This is a genomic window from Streptomyces sp. NBC_01237 (assembly GCF_035917275.1).
Taxonomy (GTDB): domain Bacteria; phylum Actinomycetota; class Actinomycetes; order Streptomycetales; family Streptomycetaceae; genus Streptomyces.
This window is the reverse complement of the sequence record NZ_CP108508.1, coordinates 7,165,868-7,185,101: the sequence shown is the minus strand read 5'-3', so window position 1 is coordinate 7,185,101 and position 19,234 is coordinate 7,165,868. Positions and strand designations below refer to the sequence as shown.

At 73.6% G+C, this 19,234-nt stretch carries 15 protein-coding genes; 8 read left to right on the top strand and 7 right to left on the bottom strand.

Annotated features, from left to right (window positions below; all coding sequences use genetic code 11):
• Nucleotides 1–38: 38 nt before the first annotated feature.
• A complete protein-coding gene (treY, locus tag OG251_RS31880; protein ID WP_326680341.1) occupies nucleotides 39–2,468 on the top strand; it encodes a malto-oligosyltrehalose synthase in 2,430 nt (809 codons plus the stop codon).
• On the opposite strand, the gene OG251_RS31875 is transcribed toward treY, so the two are convergent.
• Together OG251_RS31875 and OG251_RS31870 are read right to left on the bottom strand one after the other, a co-directional pair.
• Nucleotides 2,428–3,465, bottom strand: a complete 1,038-nt coding sequence (locus OG251_RS31875) for a cytochrome P450 (RefSeq protein ID WP_326680340.1) — start codon at nucleotides 3,463–3,465, stop codon at nucleotides 2,428–2,430. The genes treY and OG251_RS31875 overlap by 41 nt on opposite strands.
• A 208-nt stretch (nucleotides 3,466–3,673) precedes the next feature.
• Nucleotides 3,674–4,240, bottom strand: coding sequence for a DUF1707 and FHA domain-containing protein (locus OG251_RS31870; protein ID WP_326680339.1), 567 nt, complete (start codon nucleotides 4,238–4,240; stop codon nucleotides 3,674–3,676).
• Between the two features lie 130 nt (nucleotides 4,241–4,370).
• On the opposite strand from OG251_RS31870, the gene OG251_RS31865 reads away from it, so the two are divergent.
• Together OG251_RS31865 and OG251_RS31860 are read left to right on the top strand one after the other, a co-directional pair.
• On the top strand, nucleotides 4,371–5,324 hold the full coding sequence (locus OG251_RS31865) for a GNAT family N-acetyltransferase (RefSeq protein ID WP_326680338.1): 954 nt from the start codon (nucleotides 4,371–4,373) through the stop codon (nucleotides 5,322–5,324).
• A gap of 275 nt (nucleotides 5,325–5,599) precedes the next feature.
• Nucleotides 5,600–6,511 (top strand): GNAT family N-acetyltransferase, encoded by a 912-nt coding sequence (locus tag OG251_RS31860; protein WP_326680337.1) that lies wholly within the window; start codon nucleotides 5,600–5,602, stop codon nucleotides 6,509–6,511.
• Between the two features lie 104 nt (nucleotides 6,512–6,615).
• On the opposite strand, the gene OG251_RS31855 is transcribed toward OG251_RS31860, so the two are convergent.
• Nucleotides 6,616–7,962 carry a GH1 family beta-glucosidase gene (locus OG251_RS31855; RefSeq protein ID WP_326680336.1) on the bottom strand — a complete coding sequence of 449 codons (1,347 nt, stop codon included), beginning with the start codon at nucleotides 7,960–7,962 and terminating at the stop codon, nucleotides 6,616–6,618.
• A gap of 340 nt (nucleotides 7,963–8,302) precedes the next feature.
• Between OG251_RS31855 and treZ the strand changes: the two genes are divergently transcribed.
• Nucleotides 8,303–9,994 (top strand): malto-oligosyltrehalose trehalohydrolase, encoded by a 1,692-nt coding sequence (gene treZ, locus OG251_RS31850; RefSeq protein WP_326681481.1) that lies wholly within the window; start codon nucleotides 8,303–8,305, stop codon nucleotides 9,992–9,994.
• 190 nt (nucleotides 9,995–10,184) lie between these two features.
• Nucleotides 10,185–11,201 carry an aldo/keto reductase gene (locus OG251_RS31845; protein WP_326680335.1) on the top strand — a complete coding sequence of 339 codons (1,017 nt, stop codon included), beginning with the start codon at nucleotides 10,185–10,187 and terminating at the stop codon, nucleotides 11,199–11,201.
• A gap of 98 nt (nucleotides 11,202–11,299) precedes the next feature.
• Here OG251_RS31845 and OG251_RS31840 read toward each other — a convergent pair whose 3' ends face one another.
• A complete protein-coding gene (locus OG251_RS31840; protein WP_326680334.1) occupies nucleotides 11,300–12,427 on the bottom strand; it encodes an aminopeptidase P family protein in 1,128 nt (375 codons plus the stop codon).
• 61 nt (nucleotides 12,428–12,488) lie between these two features.
• The gene (locus OG251_RS31835; protein WP_326680333.1) at nucleotides 12,489–13,157 is read right to left on the bottom strand and encodes a nucleoside/nucleotide kinase family protein; all 669 of its coding nucleotides are present in this window, start codon (nucleotides 13,155–13,157) and stop codon (nucleotides 12,489–12,491) included.
• 81 nt (nucleotides 13,158–13,238) lie between these two features.
• Here OG251_RS31835 and OG251_RS31830 point away from each other — a divergent pair, with 81 nt between their 5' ends.
• On the top strand, nucleotides 13,239–13,628 hold the full coding sequence (locus OG251_RS31830; RefSeq protein ID WP_326680332.1) for a VOC family protein: 390 nt from the start codon (nucleotides 13,239–13,241) through the stop codon (nucleotides 13,626–13,628).
• 82 nt (nucleotides 13,629–13,710) lie between these two features.
• Here OG251_RS31830 and OG251_RS31825 read toward each other — a convergent pair whose 3' ends face one another.
• On the bottom strand, nucleotides 13,711–14,370 hold the full coding sequence (locus OG251_RS31825; protein ID WP_326680331.1) for a response regulator transcription factor: 660 nt from the start codon (nucleotides 14,368–14,370) through the stop codon (nucleotides 13,711–13,713).
• Complete coding sequence (locus OG251_RS31820) at nucleotides 14,358–15,587, bottom strand: sensor histidine kinase (protein WP_326680330.1); 1,230 nt, start codon at nucleotides 15,585–15,587, stop codon at nucleotides 14,358–14,360. The genes OG251_RS31825 and OG251_RS31820 overlap by 13 nt, the downstream gene beginning before the upstream one ends.
• 190 nt (nucleotides 15,588–15,777) lie before the next feature.
• Between OG251_RS31820 and OG251_RS31815 the strand changes: the two genes are divergently transcribed.
• Entirely contained in the window at nucleotides 15,778–16,476 is a 699-nt protein-coding gene (locus OG251_RS31815; protein WP_326680329.1) for an ABC transporter ATP-binding protein, read from the top strand.
• Nucleotides 16,473–19,190, top strand: a complete 2,718-nt coding sequence (locus OG251_RS31810) for an ABC transporter permease (protein ID WP_326680328.1) — start codon at nucleotides 16,473–16,475, stop codon at nucleotides 19,188–19,190. Before OG251_RS31815 ends, OG251_RS31810 begins: the two co-directional genes overlap by 4 nt.
• The last annotated feature ends 44 nt before the right edge of the window (nucleotides 19,191–19,234 follow it).

The following is a 19,234-nucleotide window of genomic DNA, read 5'->3' as shown; positions in this document are numbered from 1 at the left end:
GTGACACAGACCGCTTCCGGCTGGGTACGTACGTTCGCATGACGCCCACCGCCACGTACCGGCTCCAGCTCCAGCCGGACTTCCCCTTCTCGGCCGCCGAAGACGCGGTGCCGTATCTCGCCGCGCTCGGTGTCTCCCATCTGCATCTGTCGCCCGTCCTGGAGGCCGTCCCCGGTTCCCGGCACGGCTACGACGTCGTCGACCACAGCCGGGTCCGGGCCGAGCTGGGCGGTGAGGAGGGGCTGCGGCGGCTCGCCGCCACGGCCCGGGAGCACGGGCTCGGGCTGATCCTGGACATCGTGCCCAACCACATGGCCGCCGCGCCCCGCCACAACCGGGCGCTGTGGGAGGTCCTGCGCGAGGGCCCGGCGTCCCCGTACGCCCGCTGGTTCGACATCGACTGGACGGCGCACGGCGGCAAGGTGCTGCTGCCGGTCCTCGCCGGGCGCATCGGCGACGAGCTCGCCGGGTTCTCGGTCGACGGGGACGTGCTGCGCCACGGCGAGCAGGAGTTCCCGCTGCGCGAGGGCACGGCCGCGCTGGCGCTGCCCGAACTCCTGGACGCCCAGCACTACCGGCTCGGCTGGTGGCGGCTGGCCCGTACCGAGCTGAACTACCGGCGCTTCTTCACCGTGTCCGAGCTGATCGGGGTCCGCGTCGAGCACCCCGAGGTCTTCGACGCCACCCACGCCAAGGTGCTCGAACTGCTCCGGGAGGGCGTGCTCGACGGGCTGCGCGTCGACCACCCGGACGGACTCGCCGACCCGGCGGCCTATCTGGAACGGCTCCACCGGGCCACCGACGGCCGGTGGACGGTGGTGGAGAAGATCCTCACCGGCACCGAGCCGCTGCCCGCGGGCTGGGCGGTCGCCGGGACGACGGGGTACGACGCGCTGCACCGGATCGACGGACTGTTCACCGACCCGGCCGGTGCCGCGGAGCTGCTCGGCCGCTACCGGGACTTCGCGGGCCCGCCGGAGGACCGGGGCGGCTACTGGAAGGCCACCGTGCGCCGTGCCGCGTACCGCGTGGTGACCCATGAACTGGCCGCCGAGACCGCCTGGCTGACCCGGCTGGCGGTCGGGGTCTGCGCCGCGGACCCCGCGCTGCGCGACCACGCCCCGTGGGCGCTGCGCGCCGCCGTACGCGAACTGCTGGTCCGGATCCCGGTCTACCGCCCGTACGTCACCGCGGGCGGGCAGCTCACGGAGGTCGCCGCGTCGGCCCTTCCGGACGAGGCGGTCCGGGACGCGAAGGCCGCCTTCTCCGTGCCGCAGGAGGCGGCGGCCGTCGACGTGGTGCGGGCTCTGGCGCTGGGGCGGCTCGGCGAGGGGGCGGAACAGGCGGCGTTCTGCGCCAGGTTCGCGCAGACGGCGTCGGCGCTGCACGCCAAGTCGGTCGAGGACACCGCGTTCTACCGCTATGTCCCGCTGATCTCCGCGACCGAGGTGGGCGGCGATCCGGGGCGGCCCGCCGTGGCGCCGGAGAAGTTCCACGCGTTCTGCGCACGGCTGGCCCGGGACTGGCCCTCCACCGGCACGGTGCTGACCACGCACGACACCAAGCGCAGCGCCGACGTACGGGCCAGGATCGCGGTGCTCTCGGAGTGCCCGGAGCGATGGTCCTCGCTGGTGGCACAGTTGACGCGGGCGACGGCGGTGGCGGCGCCCGACCCCCAGCTGGCCTGGCAGGCATGGCAGTCGTCGTACGGCTGCGCGGTGCTGCCGGCCGGGGAGATGGCGGGGCGGCTGGAGCCGGCGCTGCTCAAGGCCGTGCGCGAGGCGGGACTCGTCACGAGCTGGACCGAGCCGGATCCGGGGTACGAACGGGCCGTGACGGACTTCGTCGCGGCCGGTCCGGGCAGCGCCACCGGGGCGGCGCGGACGCTGGTGACCCGGTTCGCGCGCGCGCTCGGCCCGTTCGTGCGGGCCAATGTGCTGGGGGCGGCGCTGGTGCATCTGACGATGCCGGGGGTGCCCGATCTGTACCAGGGCACCGAGCGCGAGTACATCGCGCTGGTCGACCCGGACAACCGGCGGCCGTTCCGGCGCCCCGGCGGTGTCGTGGACGCCGCCGGCAGCACCGCCGACGGCACGGACGTCTCCGACGAGAAGGCGGCGCTCACGGTGGCGGCGCTGGGGCTGCGGCGGGCGCGGCCGGAGGTGTTCGGGGAGTCGGGGACGTACGCCCCGCTGGTCGCGCGCGGTTCGGCGGCCGGGCACTGTGTGGCGTTCTGCCGGTCGGGCGAGGTGGTCACGGCGGTGACCCGGCTGTCGCTGCGGCTGGCGGAGGAGGGTGGCTGGCGGGGGACGGTGCTGGCCCTGCCGGACGCGGGTCCTTGGCAGGACGTCCTGTCGCCGGGCCGGGAGTTCTCCGGCTCCACGGTCGCGGTGGACGAGCTGTTCGCCGAGCGGCCGGTGGCGCTGCTCAGGAGGGCCGTACGAGAAGGGACCTCGGACCGCGGGTGAGCAGCCCGGTGGCGACGGGGCGGAAGCCGTCCGCCCAGCGGAGGCCGGGCATGGCGTCCAGCAGGGCGCACAGTCCGTGCTCGGCTTCGAGCCGGCCCAGCACCACGGCGGGGCAGCCCGCGGGGCCGGTGGTGAGAGCGCCCGGATCGGCGCGGAACGGGTCGAAGCGGTCGGGGGCGTCGAATCTGTCCGGGTCGCGGCCCGCCGCGCCGATCAGACAGGCGACGGGCGCCCCGGCGGGGAGCGTGCCGCCGCTGACGCGGACGTCGGTGCGGGTGCGGCGCAGGACGATCTGGACGGGCGGGTCGCGGCGCAGGGTCTCCGTCCAGGCCCCCGCGATCAGACCGGGTTCGGTGCGTACGGCGGCCAGCAGGTCGGTGTCGTCGAGCAGGTTGGCCAGGAACGAGGCGAGGGCCGTCTCGCGCAGGGCGGTGTGCCCGGCGCAGTCGGTGGCGGCGGCGGGGCGGGTGAGCCGTAGGTGGAGGGCGGTGCGCGGGAGCCGGGTGAGGTCGGGCGCGGACGGCCCGCGCACGGCGGCCGCGGCACCGGCGGGGAGCCAGCGGCAGAACTCCTCGACCAGATCGGCCTGTTGACGGCCCGCTATCCGGCGGGCGAGGACGTACGCGGTCCGCTCGACGGCCTTGCGGTGGACGGCGCTCGCCCGTGCCGCGGGCCGCGGTGGCCCTTCGTCCGGGGTGGTGCAGCCGATGGCGCCCCGGCAGAGTCCGAGCGGGGCGGGGCCGCCGAGGGGTGCGCCGTCGTGCGGACAGCCGGCGAACCGGGGATCGGTGAGCGCGGCGGCCACATCGGCGTACCTGCTGAGCAGCCAGGCGCCGAGCTCCTCGTCGTAGCAGAGCGGGAAGTCCTCGCGCAGGACGCGATAGAGCCGGAGCCGGTAGGGGTCGGTGGCCGCGCCGGGCGACAGGAGGCCGGGAGGCCCGCCCGGCTGCCGGGGGGCGCGGGCCGTGGGCAGGCGCTCGGGTCCGTCGACCGGCATCCGTACCCCCGGGGTCGGTGCGTCGCTGTCCGACGCGGGTGCCCTCAGCCGACCACCACCGGGAGCTCACCGCAGTGGGCGTACCGCCGTTCGAGTGACGGGCGGGCGGGTGCGGGGATGCGGGAGCAGGTGGGGGTACGGGGCGGGACCCGGGGCCCGGCAGCGGGGTCAGGCCGGTGGCCGGCGGGACGCGGAGCCCAGCAGCGGGTCAGGCCGGTGGCCGGAGCGTCGGGGTGGTCAGCCGGAAACTCATCCGGCCGAAGCTCACCTGGTCCCCGTCGCGCACCGGGACCGATCCGACGAGGCGCTGGCCGTTGACGCAGGTGCCGTTCGTCGAGCCGAGGTCGCGCAGCACCCATCGGCCGCCCTGCACGGTGAGCTCGGCGTGCAGCCGGGACACGGTCTCGTGGTTGAGCCGGAGTCCGTTGCCCGGATCGCGGCCTATGAGCAGCGGATGCGGGCCGGGCGCGGGCAGCAGCAGCTTCGGCAGCCGTTCGGTCTGCCAGGCCCGGCGCATCCGCCCCGGGAAGGCCGACAGACCGCCCACGGCCCGGACCAGGCTCCGGGTCCAGCGGCCGCCGGAGTCCAGGTCGGAGGTGAGCGCCGCCAGTTCCTCGGGGCCACGGGCGACGAGGGCCAGTTCCATGCGTCGCATGAAGGTGTCGTGGGAGAGCTTGCCCTGTGCGGCACCCTCTCTGAGCACGCCGAGGACACGGTCGCGCTGGGCGTCCGACAGCCGCGCGGGATACGTGTGGAACTCGAAGGAGGACGTCACAGAGTCGATTGTCGGGCCGACCGGGCCGGGGTGTCCAGAAGAACCCCGCTTTACTCGCCTGCTGACCTGCGGTGCTGCTGGCCGGAAGCCGTTGTTAGGGTCTGCGGCCTACATTCCATGAGGAGACTTTGTGACCCTTGCACCACAGGAATTGACTGTCCGTCCGCTGGCGGGACCGCAGGAACTGGACCTGTTCCGCCGTCTGTCGTACGTCCTGGACCACGAGCTGGCGGACGATCTGGCCACCGGCCGCCGCCGCCCGGAGTGGATGTGGGTGGCCCTGCGCGGCGAACGCGTCGTGGCCCGCGCCGCCTGGTGGACCTCGGAGGAGGGCGGGCAGCCGCTGGCGCTGGACTTCTTCGACCTGGACGACACCCTGCCGGAGCCGGAGCGCGGCGCGATCGGGGAACGGCTGCTGGAGACGGCGACGGCGGCGGTCCTGCCGAAGGGCGCGGCGCGTCCCGAGTACGGCCGCTTCGTGCCGCCCGACTGGCACGAGGACCCGGCGGCGCGGGATATCGTCGAGGCCCGGGTCCGGGTGATGGAACGCACCGGCGCCCGGATGCTGGTGGAGCGGCTGCGCCTGGAGTGGCGGGCCGGGACGCCGGTCCCCGCGGACAGTGGCTGGCTGGTGTTCCGGCAGGTCTCCGGGCGCGAGGATCTCGTCGCGCTGATGACGCCCGTGATGGCGGGCACCCTCGACGCGCACGGCCGGGCGGACCTGGCGTCCGGGCTGAGCGCCCGCGAGGCGGCGGAGAAGCACTACGACGAGGAACTGGCGGGCTACCGGAGCCCGCGGGACTGGTGGCGGGTGGCCGAGCTGCCCGGCGGTGAGCCGGTCGGATTCGTCGTCCCGGCCCGCAACAACTACAACCCGATCATCGCGTACATCGGTGTCGTACCGGCGCACCGCGGGCAGGGCTACATCGACGACATCCTCGCCGAGGGCACCCGGGTGCTCGCCGCACAGGGAGTGGACCGGATCAGGGCCGCGACGGACCTCGACAATGTGCCGATGGCGAAGTCCTTCGAGCGCCTGGGGTACGTGAACTTCGAGCGCTCGTTCAACATGGTCTGGGACTGACGGCCATGGTCCCGGGCTGAGGCCGGGACCACCGGCTCGCGGCGCCGGCCCGTCCCCCTCGTTAATCGGTGGACGGGCCGTCCGGCGCCGGGTTAGTGTCACCGCGCAACGTCGGACCCGATCGTGCGAAGTCGTGGAAGGAGGCGAGAGAAGTGCGTACGAGCAACTGCACCACCATCCGTAGCACCTCATTCCCGCGCTCCCGTCCCGTCCGCAGGGCGGTGTCGGACTCCGTCTGACCGGGCGCGCGGCATTCCGTCCCGGAGGACATTTCCATGACCGATCTGGTCATCCGCGCGCTCAGCGAGAGCGACGCAGAGCTTTTCGACTCCCTGCAGGACAGCGGTCTTGTCGGCCGTGCCGCGTTCGGCCACCGGTACGCCACGGTGCTGAACGGCGGAGAGTACCGCCCCGAGTGGACCTGGGTCGCCCTGCGCGACGGCACCGTGGTGGCCAGGGCCGCCTGGTGGGCGGGGCCCGATGACACCGAACCCGTCCTGCTGAACTGGTTCGACTTCGCGGACGGCGAGGACGGGGCGGGCGCCGAACTCCTGCGCCGCGCACCGTTCCACGTCGAGTACGAACTGATCCTGCCCGCGAACTGGCGGGAGGTCCCCGCGGTCACGGCCGCCGCGGAGGCCCGGATCGCCGCCGCCACGGCGAGCGGCCTGGAGCCGCTGGTCGAGCGCTACCGCTATCTCTGGACCCCGGACGACGGCCTGCCCGAGCGTCCCGGGCGGCTGACCTTCCGGCCGGAGCCCGACGACGCCGTGATCATGGAGGTCCTGCGCCGGGTCCACTCCGTCACGCTGGACGCCCACGCGCGCAAGGCGATCGAGGGTCCCGGCGGTCTTGAGGCGGCGGCCCAGGAAGAGCTGGACTTCTTCCACTGGTGCCCCTCGCCGCGTTCCTGGTGGCAGCTGGCGTACACGGCGGACGGCGCGGTGGCGGGCATCCACGTGCCCGCGCACAACCCGTCGGGCCCGTGCGTCGGTTTCATCGGGGTCGTTCCCGAAGCGCGTGGCCACGGCTACGGCTACGACCTGCTCGTGGAGTGCACGCACTTCTTGGCTGAGCAGGGCGCCGAGTTCGTCGCGGGCGCGACCGACCGGGGGAACCTGCCGATGGCGGTCGCGTTCGCCCGCGCCGGTCATCGCATCACGCAGGAACGCGTCCATCTGGCGTGAGTCCACCGGCCTCGCCGGCCCGTCGGCCGGCGAGGCACGGCAGCAGCCGCTCGGCGGGGGCCGTCACGTGCTCGCCGGGCGGTCCCGTGCGGAGCGGTCCGCGTTCAGCTCTTCTGTGCGCGGATCAGGTCGCGGTACCAGTCGTAGGACGCCTTCGGCGTCCGGCGCATCGTCTCGTGGTCGACGTGGACGAGCCCGAAGCGCTTGGCGACGCCCTCGGTCCATTCGATGTTGTCGGTGAGCGACCAGGTGAAGTAGCCGCGCACGTCGATCCCCGTGTCGATGGCGGCGCGCAGGGCGGTGAGGTGGCCTTCGAGGTAGTCGATGCGACGGTGGTCGGCGAGGGGCTCGTCGATCGCGCAGCCGTTCTCCGTGATGTACAGCGGCGGGAGCCGGTCGCCGAAGCGCCCGCGCAGCAGGGTGAGTGTCTCGTTCAGCCCTTCGGGGACGACGGGCCAGCCGAAGTCGGTCTTCTCGTAGCCCTCGATCTCGCGGATGCCGAAGGGGAGTTCGGCGGGCATGCCGAAGCCGGAGAAGGAGTCGAGGGCTTCCGGCTTGGGGGCACCGACGAGGGTGGGGTTGTAGTAGTTGACGCCGTACCAGTCGAGCGGTGCCGAGATGACTTTCAGGTCGTCCGCCACCGGGCCGGGCATCAGGGCCGCGAGGTTCTCGTCGGGGTAGCGGCCGGTGAGGATCGGATCGGCGAACAGCCAGTTGGTGAGCGTGTCGTACAGCTCCGCGCCGAAGCGGTCCTCCTCGCTGTCCCCGGCCGTCCACACGGGGGCGTGCGAGAGGGCGGCGCCGATGTTGTCGGCGCCCGCCGCGCGCAGCGCGCGGACGGCGAGGCCGTGGGCGAGCAGCTGGTGGTGGGCGGCGGGCAGCGCGTCGAAGAGGAGCGTGCGCCCGGGGGCGTGCTCACCGAGCGCGTAGCCCAGCAGGGTGACTTCGGCGGGTTCGTTGATGGTGATCCACATGGGTACGCGGTCGGCGAGCCGTTCGGCGACGATGCCCGCGTACTCGGCGAAGCGGTAGGCGGTGTCCCGGTCGAGCCAGCCGCCCGCCTCGTCCAGGGGCAGCGGGGTGTCCCAGTGGTAGAGGGTGGGGGCCGGGGTGATGCCGTGGGCGCAGAGTTCGTCGACGAGCCGGTCGTAGAAGTCGAGCCCTTCGGGGTTGACCGCTCCGCTGCCTCCGGGCACCACACGGGGCCAGCTGACGGAGAACCGGAAGGCGTCCGCCCCCAGCCCCGCGAGCAGGGCGACATCCTCGCGGTATCGCTCGTAGAAGCCGGTGCCGCGGGTGGTGTCGGTGCCGTCCTTGATCCGGCCCGGCCGCGCGGCGAAGGCGTCCCAGCCGGAGGGGCCCTTACCGGCGGTGTCGACGGCCCCCTCGGTCTGAAAAGCGGAGGCAGAGGCTCCCCAGAGGAAGCCCGGAGGGAACATCGGGACGGTCATCTCGGCCTCCAGCAGCCGTACGTATGAGCAGAACCTGGCAGGGCAATGATCAGAACCAGACCCTAATCGCCAGTAACGGGCTCGCTCTAGTGTTCCGGGGCCGTGAGCGCGACTTCCGCCGATCATGGAGCCGCCTTCGGGCGACCTGTTCATGGACGAGGAGTGGTGAATGCAGTTCGAGGTATGGGCCCCGGATGCGGAGTCGGTCGGGCTCCGGCTGTCGAGCGCGGCGGCGGGAGCGGGTGCGGGTGCGGAAGCGGGTGCCGGGAGGGTGGCTGACGCAGGGACAGGACCGGGGGCGGGGGCGGTGGAGGACGCCGCGGCGGGGGCGCGACGTGCGATGGAGCGTGATCCGGAGCGGACGGGCTGGTGGCGGGCCGAGGCGCGGGCGGTGGACGGCGACCGCTACGGCTTCGCGGTGGACGGGGGCCCCGTGCTCCCCGATCCGCGGTCCCGTCGTCAGCCGGACGGCCCGGACGGCATGAGCGCGGTCGTCGACCAGGAGGCGTACGTCTGGCGCAGCGACTGGGCGGGGAGCGGACTGCCGGGTTCGGTCCTGTACGAGCTGCACATCGGTACGTTCACCGGTGCGGGGACCTTCGACGCCGCCGCCGAACGGCTCGGACACCTCGTCGGGCTGGGCGTCACCCATGTGTCGCTGATGCCCGTCTGCCCCTTCCCCGGCACCCATGGCTGGGGGTACGAAGGGGTGTCGTTGTGGGCCGTGCACGAACCGTACGGCGGCCCGGCAGGACTGAAGCGCTTTGTCGACAGGGCGCACGAGCTGGGGCTCGCGGTGATCCTGGACGTGGTCCACAACCACCTCGGCCCGTCCGGCAACCACCTCCCGGCCTTCGGCCCGTACTTCACCGATACCCACCACACTCCCTGGGGCGCGGCGGTGAACCTCGACGCCCCGGGCTCGGACGAGGTCCGCGCGTACCTGCTGGGCAGCGCGCTCGCCTGGCTGCGGGACTACCGGCTCGACGGGCTGCGCCTGGACGCGGTGCACGCGCTCGCCGACAGCCGGGCGCTCACCTTCCTGGAGGAGCTGTCCTCGGCCGTCGACGCGCTCGCCTCGGAGGCCGGTCGGCCGCTGGCCCTGATCGCCGAGTCGGACCTCTGCGACCCGCGCACCACCACCCCCCGCGAGGCGGGCGGCATCGGGCTGCACGCCCAGTGGAACGACGACTTCCACCACGCGCTGCACACGGCGCTCACGGGCGAGTCCCAGGGCTACTACGCCGACTTCGCGCAGGCTCCGCTCGCCGCCCTGGCCAAGACGGTGACCAGCGGCTTCTTCCACAACGGGACGTACTCCAGCTTCCGGGGCCGTAGGCACGGCCGCCCCGTCGACGTCACCCGGAGCGCGGCCCACCGCTTCGTCGGGTACGCCCAGACCCATGACCAGATCGGCAACCGGGCCCTGGGCGACCGGCTCGCCGCCGCCCTCTCCCCCGGCCTCCAGGCATGCGCCGCGGCCCTGGTGCTCACCGGCCCCTTCACCCCGATGCTGTTCATGGGCGAGGAGTGGGGCGCCCGTACGCCGTGGCAGTTCTTCACCGACCACACCGACCCCGCGCTCGCGCGAGCCGTACGCGACGGCAGACGGCGGGAGTTCACGGCACACGGCTGGGCCGAGGAGGAGGTCCCCGACCCGCAGGACCCGGCGACCCGAGACCGCTCCTGTCTCGACTGGAGCGAACCGGAGCGCGAGCCGCACGCGCGCCTGCGGGCGTGGTACGTCGAACTGATCGCGCTGCGCCGGGCCATGTCCGACCTCCATGACCCGGACCTGGCCACGGTGAAGGTCGCGTACGACGAGAACGCCCGCTGGCTGGCGTACCGCAGGGGTGATCTGCGGGTCGCGGTGAATCTGGCGGACGGGCCGGCCACGATCCCCCTGGGCGGCGGCCGGAACCGGGGCGGGGGCGCACGGGTACTGGCAGCCTGGCAACCGGTCCGGCCACCGGCCGCCGACGGCCTGCTGCACCTGCCGCCGGAGTCGTGCGTGGTGCTGGCGGACGGCTGAGGGAAGCCGGGGCGGACGGCGCGGACGGTCCGGGCGACGGCGGCGCGGACGGTCCGGGCGACGCCAACGGTCCCGGCGGACCCGCCGGTTCGTGGTCCGCTCGGGCAACTCCCCGCGCTTTCCCTTGCCTTCGTGTGCACTCCAACACCTAGCGTTTCCTGTCGCAGGAAGAACACACGGAGGGAACACCATGAAGCAGCGATACCTCGGCCGGTCCGGACTGCGGGTCAGTGAACTGTGCCTGGGGGCCATGACGTTCGGCCAGGACACCGACGAGGCGAGCGCGCACCGCGTCCTCGACACGTTCACCGGGGCGGGCGGCACGTTCATCGACACCGCCGACGTCTACCAGCGGGGCGTGTCCGAGGAGATCATCGGCCGCTGGCTGAAGGGCCGCAGGCGCGACGACCTCGTCATCGCCACCAAGGTGTTCGGGACGATGGGCGAGGCGCCCAACGCGGGCGGGCTGAGCCGCAAGCACATCGTGTCGGCCGTGGAGGCGAGCCTGCGGCGGCTCGGCACGGACTACATCGACCTCTATCAGACCCATGTGTGGGACGCGACGACACCTCTTGAGGAGACCCTCGCCACACTCGATTCGCTGGTGAAGGCCGGAAAGGTGCGCTACCTCGGCGCGAGCAATGTCTCCGCCTCCCAGCTCCAGCGCGCGCAGGACCTGGCCGACCGCAACGGCTGGGAGCGCTATGTGAGCCTCCAGCCCCTCTACAACCTGCTCGCCCGCGAAGTGGAGTGGGAGCTCGCCCCGGTGAGCCGGGCGGAGGGCGTCGGCATCATTCCCTGGAGCCCGTTGCAGGGCGGCTGGCTGACCGGGAAGTACCGGCGCGGCATGACGGCCGCGGCCCCCGGCACCCGCGAGGCCCGCTACCAGGAGGAGCTGGGCCGCGAGGCGTGGCGGGAGCGGGACAACGAGGAGACCTGGCGGGTCGTGGAGACGCTGGTCGCGGTCGCGGAGGAGGGCGGGCACACCCCGGCGCAGGTGGCGCTGCGCTGGCTGCTCGGCCGGCCCGCCGTCACCGCGCCGATCGTCGGCGCCCGCAACGCCGAGCAGCTGACCGACAGTCTCGGTGCGGTGGGCTGGGAGCTGACGCCGGAGCAGACGGACCGGCTGGACACGGCGAGCGCCCGCCCGCTCCCGTACCCGTACGACGTGCTCCACCGCTTCCGGGACCGCGAGCCGCAGGACTGAGCGGCGGGGCGGACCAGGAAGGCGGATCAGGGGGACGGCGGGAGCCGGCGGGCCGGTTCCCGCCGTCCCCCGCCGTTCCCGCTGCCGGGCGCCCGGTGCTACTCGACGATCGCCAGCTCGCGCGAGGTCGTGTTCAGCCGGCGTCCGCCGTCCTCGGTGACCGTCACGATGTCCTCGATCCGGACGCCGAACCGGCCGGGGAGGTAGATGCCCGGCTCCACCGAGAAACACATGCCGGGGACCAGCGGCAGTTCCTCGCCCTCGATCATGTAGGGCGGTTCGTGGGTGGTGACCCCGATGCCGTGCCCGGTGCGGTGGATGAAGCGTTCGCCGTAGCCGAACTCGGTGATCACCGCCCGCGCCGCCCGGTCGATGTCCTGGCAGGCGGCGCCGGGACGGACCGCGTCGCAGCCCGCCTTCTGCGCCTCCCGGACGATGTCGTGCACCCGCTGCTCCTCTGCGGTGGGTTCGCCGACATGGACCGTACGGGAGGTGTCGGAGCCGTAGCCGTGCTTGAGCCCGCCGAAGTCGAGGACCACCATGTCGCCGCGCTCGATGGTGCGGTCGCCCGCCTCGTGGTGCGGGTTGGCGCCGTTGGGGCCGGAGCCGACGACGGTGAAGTCGACCTGGGAGTGCCCGAACCGCTTGAGGAGAGCGGCCAGATCGGCGGCGACGTCGGTCTCCCTGCGGCCGGAGAAACGCACCTTCAGGATCTCGCCGTACGTGGCGTCGGCGGCGGCGCCCGCTGCGGCGAGGCGGTCCAGCTCGTGCGCGTCCTTGACGGCGCGGAGCATCGGGAGGGCCTCGGTGAGGGAGGTGTAGGAGGTGGTGGGGAGGATCTTCTGGAGGCCGAGCAGATGCATCGCCCAGGCGTTGTCGCTGATCCCGTACCGCCCACCGGTGTCCAGCAGCGGGGCGGTCACCTCGTACGGGTCCTTGCCGTCGGTCCAGTCGCGCAGGGTGAGGGCCGGGGCGCCGACGGCGTGTTCGGCGTCCGGCGCCTCCAGCGTCGGGACGACGAGGACCGGGTCCTGTCCCGCCTTGAGTACGAGGAGGGTGAGCCGTTCGGTGCTCACCGGCTGGTAGCCGGTGAGGTGCACGAGGTCGGGGCCGGGCGCGACGAGGACGCCGGCGAGCCCGGCGGCCTCGGCCGCCTCGGCGGCGCGGGTCATCCGGGCGCGGTAGTCGTCGGCGGTGAAGGGGACGGGCTGGTGCGGGCTGGGCATGCGGGACCTCCTGGCGGCACGGTGCGGCACACAGCATCCTGCCCGCCCGCCGGGTGCCGCGCTAGCGGGCTCGGGGCGTGGCACCCGGATCCGGCCGGGGCGCCGGGCGCAGCCGTACGAGGAGGTCGGCCCGGTCCCGGCCGCGGTCGACCAGGCGGGCGTTCGTCCCGTCGGAGCCGGCCACCCAGCGCTCGGCGTACGGGCGGGGCTTGCCGAACCGCACATGCCGCTCGACGAGTCTGCGCACCCGCTCCTCGGGGTCGAGGTCCAGGAACCACACCTCGTCGAGCAGCCCGCGCACCGGCGCCCACGCCTCGTCGTCGTGGAGGAGGTAGTTCCCCTCGGTGACGACCAGCGGGACGTCCGGCGGGACCGGCAGGGACCCGGCGACGGGCTCCTCCAGGGCGCGGTCGAAGGCGGGCGCGTAGACGGGCCCGGTGGCGTCGGGGTCGCGCAGGCGACGCAGGAGCGCCGCGTACCCGGCGGCGTCGAAGGTGTCGGGGGCGCCCTTGCGGTCCGCGCGGCCCAGGCGGTCCAGTTCCGCACGGGCGAGGTGGAAGCCGTCCATGGGGACGAGGACGGCGCGCCCTCCGAGGGCGTCGACCAGCCGTGCGGCCAGGGTGGACTTCCCGGCTCCGGGTGGTCCCGCGATGCCGAGGATGCGTCGGTGGCCGGGAGTGGCGAGGCGCCCGGCGCGGGCCGTCAGCTCGGTGAGGTCGCTCGTGTCCATGCCGGAATTGTGCGGGGGCGGGAGGGAGGAGCGTTAGTGTTACGTATAACTCTGATGTCGCCCCTCCGGAAGGACCCGTTCATGTCCCTCATCGCCCTGGTCACCCTGGTCGTCCACGACTACGACGAAGCGATCGGCTTCTACCGCGACGCCCTCGGGTTCGAGCTGGTGGAGGACACGGACCGGGGCGACGGCTCCCGCTGGGTGGTGGTGCGCCCGCGCGGCGCCGCCGCCGGTACGGGGCTGCTGCTGGCCCGCGCCAAGGACGAGGCCCAGAGCGCGAGCGTGGGGGCGCAGACGGGTGGCCGGGTCGGGTTCTTCCTGCACACCGAGGACTTCGCGGGCGACCATGCGCGGATGCGGGCCGCCGGGGTGCGGTTCCTGGAGGAGCCCCGGCACGAGGTGTACGGCTCGGTGGCGGTCTTCGAAGACCTGTACGGCAACCGGTGGGACCTGTTGCAGCCCGCGTGAGCAGACGGAGACGTGGGTGAGCCCCGCACGAGCAGACGGAGACGTGAGTGAGCCCCGCACGAGCCGTCCGGGAACGCGCGCCTCAGTTCGTCCCCTTGCTCTCCAGATACGCCAGTACCGCCAGCACGCGGCGGTGCACCGAGCCGTCGTCCGGTTCCAGGCCGAGCTTGGCGAAGATCGAGCCGATGTGCTTGCTCACCGCGCGTTCGCTGACGACCAGTTCGGCGGCGATCGTGGCGTTCGCCTGGCCCTGCGCCATGTGCTCCAGGACCTCGCGCTCCCGGGCGGTGAGGCTCTGGAGGGGGCCCGCCGAGGACTTCCGGGTGAGCAGCTGGGAGACCACCTCCGGATCGAGGGCGGTCCCTCCGGCCGCCACCCGCTCCAGGGCCTGGAGGAACTGGTCGACCCGGCCCACCCGGTCCTTGAGCAGATAGCCGATGCCCCGGGCGCCCTGGGAGAGCAGCTCGGCGGCGTACATCTCCTCGACGTACTGCGAGAGGACCAGGATCGGCAGGTCCGGCAGCTCCACGCGGGCGGCGAGGGCGGCGCGCAGGCCCTCGTCGCGGAAGGACGGCGGCAGCCGTACGTCGAGCACGGCCACGTCCGGGCGGTGTTCGAGGAGTGCGGGCAGCACCTCGGGGCCCGTCGCCGCATCGGCCACCACCTCATGGCCCGAACTGGTGAGGAGGAGGATCAGCCCCTCCCTCAGCAGGGCGTTGTCCTCGGCGATCACAATCCGCACGGCAGCTCCACTTCGATGTCCGTCGGCCCCCCGATGGGGCTGCTGATCCGGGTGGTGCCGTCCAGGGCGGCGACCCGCCGCCGGATTCCCACCAGCCCGCTGCCGGCGCGTTCGTTCGCGCCGCCGTGCCCATCGTCGCCGATGATCACCCGCAGGGTGTCGGGGCCCCGGTCGATCCGGACCCGGGCCGCCGTGGCACCACTGTGCTTGCTGATGTTGGTGAACGCCTCGGCGACCACGAAGTACGCCGCCGCCTCGATCGCGGCGGGCAGCCGCCGCCCGTCCTCGACGCTGTCCAGGTCCGCCTCGACGGGGACCGCCACATCGGCGGCCAACGCCCGTACCGCACCGGCCAGTCCGCGGTCCGTCAGGATGGGCGGGTGGATGCCGCGCACCACGTGCCGGAGCTCGGCGAGCGCCTCGTCGGCACCGTCCTGGGCCTCGTCCAGCCGGGTGCGGGCAGCGTCGGGATCACGGTCGATGAGCTGCTTGGCCAGTCCGATCCGCATCGACAGGGCGACGATCCTGGCCTGCGCTCCGTCGTGCAGATCCCGTTCGATGCGGCGCAGTTCGGCACCGTGGGCCGCGACGGCCCCGGCCCGGCTCTCGGTCAGCTGGGCGACCCGTTCGGAGAGCATGTCGGACGGTGCGGAGGCGAGCAGGGACCGGGTCCAGGTCGCCGACAGATCGGCGAGCACGGGGAACCAACGCAGCACCCAGCCGGGCCGTTCGGGCATCGGGGTGCCGTACTCGTCGGCCCTGCGCCGGTCCAGGAGGCGCGCGAGAGACAGCGCGACCCCGTCCACGAGGAGCGCGATCGGCCACAGCACCATCGTGAGGTAGCCCACACCCATGCCCAGGAGGGTCTGCACGGGCAGCCACAGCACATCGCGCCAGGTCGTGGAGTCGGTGAGTACGCGCCTGACCCGCTCGGACAGTTCCCCGCCGTCCAGCGGCGGATACTGCTTCGGCCGGAACACGAGACCGAGCCGGGCGGCCGCCCGGCGTCGCTCGGACTCGGCGAGTCCGCGGAGCAGTTTGGCGGCTTCCGGCAGCGCGGGAAGCCCGATGATCACTGCGGCGAACATCAGGACGGCCACCACCAGGAACGCGCTCAGATAGGTGAGCAGCGACACGGCGAGGCCGATGAAGAGGTAGTGCGACGCCTCCCACGCACGCCGGATGGCGGTCGTCAGCGAGGCGGGATCGGAGCTCATGACAGGTCACGTTACGGGGGCCGGCCCACCGTGTGAGTGGGGCGGTCCCCCGACCGGGGGTGTAGCAGGCTGCACCCCCGGTCCGGTAGTGCGCACCCTCGCTGCCGGATCGTCCGCCGCATAGCGTTTACGCAGGTCAAGCGTTACGAGGAAGACGGAAAGAACGGTGAAGGCAACGGTGAACACGGTCATGACGACACAGGCGGCCGCGCTCAGCCTGGAGTCGGTGAGCCGACGCTACGGGCGACGTGGCAGCGGCCGGGAGGCGACGGCCCTGGACATGGTCAGCTGTGCGGTCCCGGTCGGCAGTTTCACCGCGGTGGTGGGTCCCTCGGGGTCGGGCAAGAGCACGTTCCTCCAGTGCGCGGCGGGGCTGGACCGGCCGACCTCGGGGACGGTACGGATCGGCGGCACGGATCTCGGCTCGCTCTCCGAGGCGGCGCTGACCCGGCTGCGCCGGGACCGGATCGGTTTCGTCTTCCAGTCGCACGCCCTCAACCTGGTGTCCTCGCTCTCCATCGAGGAGAACGTGGTGCTGCCGCTGGTGCTGGCGGGTGCCGATCCCGCCGGTACGGAGGTGCTGGCCCGGGGCCGGGACCTGCTGGCCCGGGTCGGGCTCGCGGGGCGCGGCGGTGACGGGCCCGCGACGCTTTCGGGCGGGCAGCAGCAGCGGGTGGCGGTGGCCAGGGCGCTGGTCACGGACCCGGACGTGATCTTCGCGGACGAGCCCACGGCGTCCCTGGACCCGGAGTCGGCGACGCTGGTGCTGGGGCTGCTGCGGGACGCGGTGCGGACCGACGGCCGGACGGTCGTCATGGTCACCCATGACCCGGTCGCGGCGAGCTGGGCGGACAACGTCCTGACGATGGACGGCGGGCGGCTGCGATGAACAGAGCCGTACGCGACAGCAGGAGCACGGGCGCCCACGGGGCCGCGACCGTGGGCGGCGGAAAGGCGTCGGGTGCACGCGAGCCCGGGACCGCGCGCGACAGGAGGAAGGACCCGCGCGATCCGCCGGCCGTACGGCACGGGTCGCGGCGGGCGTCCGCGTTCCTCGCCCGGCGCTCGCTGCCCGCGCACCGCCGGGCCTGGGCCGCGGTGATCGCGGCGACGGCCGCAGCGGCGGCACTGATCGGCGCGTTCGCTTTCGTTCTCGGTTCGCTGCTGGTGGCCACGCCGCCGGTCGACCGGTACGCGGGCGCCGACGCGGTGGTGGCCGCCGACCAGAAGGTGTCGTACACCGCGAAGCCCTGGGGCAGTGAACCGAGGACCGCGACGGCGTACCTGTCGGAACGGGCCCGGCTCGACCGGTCCCTGCTGGCGAAGGCGGCGGGGGCCGACGGGGTCGCCCGTGCCGTCGCGGACGACTCCGTGCCGGTGACCGTGGGCGGCGGGACACCCGCGGTCGGCCGTTCCTGGCCGTCCGCGGTGCTGACCCCTTACGAGCTGACCGGGGGCCGGGCCCCGGAGGCCGCGACCGACGTGGTCCTGGACACGGCGCTGGTACCGGCCGGAATCGGGCCGGGCGACAGGGTGGAGCTCCAGGTCGACGGGGCCGCCAGGTCCTACACCCTCACCGGTGTCGCCGACACGGGGCACCGGGGGAAGGGCGCCCCGGCCGTGTTCTTCACCGAGCGGCGGCTGACCGCGCTGGCCGGGCATCCGGACACCGTCGACGCGATCGGGATCGTCGCGAAGGAGGGGGTCGCGGCCGACACCCTGCGGGACTCGGTGGACAGGGCGCTCCCCGAGCGTGCCGCCGCCGGTTCCGACCGCGGGGTGCGGGTCCTGACCGGTACGGAGCGGGGCGAGGCGGAGCAGTTGGGCGCGCTCGGCGGGCGCGGCGATCAGCTGGCCCTGCTGGGGTCGATAGGCGGCACCGTGCTGATGGTGGCGCTGCTGGTGATCGGCTCCACGCTGTCCCAGGCGATCCACCAGCGGTCCGGTGAACTGGCCCTGCTGCGGGCGGTCGGGGCGACGCCCCGCCAGCTCAGGTCGGCGATCGGCCGGGAGGCGGGCCGGATCTCCGCCACCGCCGCGGTGCTGGGCGGCATCGGAGCCGTACCGCTGGGTCTCGCGATGCGGTCGCTGCTGACCACGGACGCGCTGCCGCTGCCGGTACCCGTGTGGCTGCCGGTCGCTGCGGCCGGGGCTGCCGCGCTGATCGTCACCGTGCTCGTGCGGCCGGTGGCGATGCTGGCCGCCCGGGGCATCACGAAGCTGCGGCCCGCCGCGGCCCTGGGGGCGGCGAGCTCCCCCGAACCGAGCGAACCGGGCCGCTTCCGTACGATCACCGGCCTGGTCCTGGCCTTCTCGGGAGTCGGTTCGGCCGGTCTCGCCACGTCGCAGAGCGGCCAGACCGCGGCGGTCGCGGCATCGGGCGCGGCGACCTCGCTGGTCATCGCGGTGGCGTTGCTGGGTCCGTGGATCGCACGGGTCGCGATGCGGATCCTCGGCACTCCGGTGCGCAAGGCCGGCGGGGTCTCCGGCTTCCTGGCCGCGCGGACCGCCTCCGCGCACACCCGGCGGCTCGGTGCGGCGCTCACGCCGATCGTGCTGGTGGTCGCCTTCGTCTGCGTACAGCTGGCGGCCGGTACGACGATGGAGCGGGCCGCCGACCGGCAGGCCGCCGCCGCGCTGCGGGCGGACCTGGTGGCGACGGCGCCGGGCGCCGGGCTGCCGGCCGGAGCGGCGCAAGCGGTCCGTGGAGCGCCGGGCGTCACGGCGGCGACGGGCGTGCTGCGCTCCAGCGTCGTCCTCGCCCACCGCGAGGTCGGCGAACCGAAGCTGAGCAACCTGCCCGTGCTGGGCGTGACGGCCTCCCAGCTGTCCGGCACCCTCGACCCCGAGGTCACGTCGGGCGACCTGGAACGGCTCACCGGGCGGGGCACGGTCGCGGTCGGCGCGGAGCGGGCGGACAGCCTCGGCGTCTCCACCGGCGACACGGTGGAACTGCGGCTGGGGGACGGTACGAAGGCGAAGCTCCGGGTGGTCGCGGTGTACGAACGCTCCCTGGGCCTCGGCGAGTTCATGCTCCCGCGCGAGGCACTGGCGGCGCATGTCTCGGCGGCGCGCGACGCGAGTCTCCTGATCGGGACCGACCCGCGTTCCGGGGCTGCGGCCACCGCTGCCGTACGGAAGGCGCTGGCGCCGTACAGCGGGGTGCTGGTCCGGCCCGCCGGGGCGAACGACGTACGGATCGCTCCGGCCGTGTCGGACGAGGACAACGCCATGGTCATCATCGGGGTGGGGGTGATCGGCGGCTTCGCGCTGCTGTCCGTGATCAGCACGCTCGCCCTGATCACGACCGGTCGGCGCGGTGAGTTCCGGCTGCTCCGGATGGTCGGCACGGGGCGTGGGCAGCTGCGGCGGATGCTGGTGCTGGAGACCGGTCTGGTGACGGTCGCGGGGCTGGTGATCGGCACGGTGGTCGCGGCGGTCCCGCTCACCGCGTTCGCGGTGTCGGCGACGGGTTCGGCGCCGTACATGCCGCCCGCGCAGTACGGGGTGCTGGTGGCGGCGGTGACCGTGGCCGCGCTGGCGGCGACGGTGGTGCCGGGTTCGTCCGGTGGCCGCTTCGTCCTCAAGCGGCGCAAGGGCTGAGGCCGGGCGGAAGCGGGGGCCGGGCGGAAGCCGCAGCTGAAGCC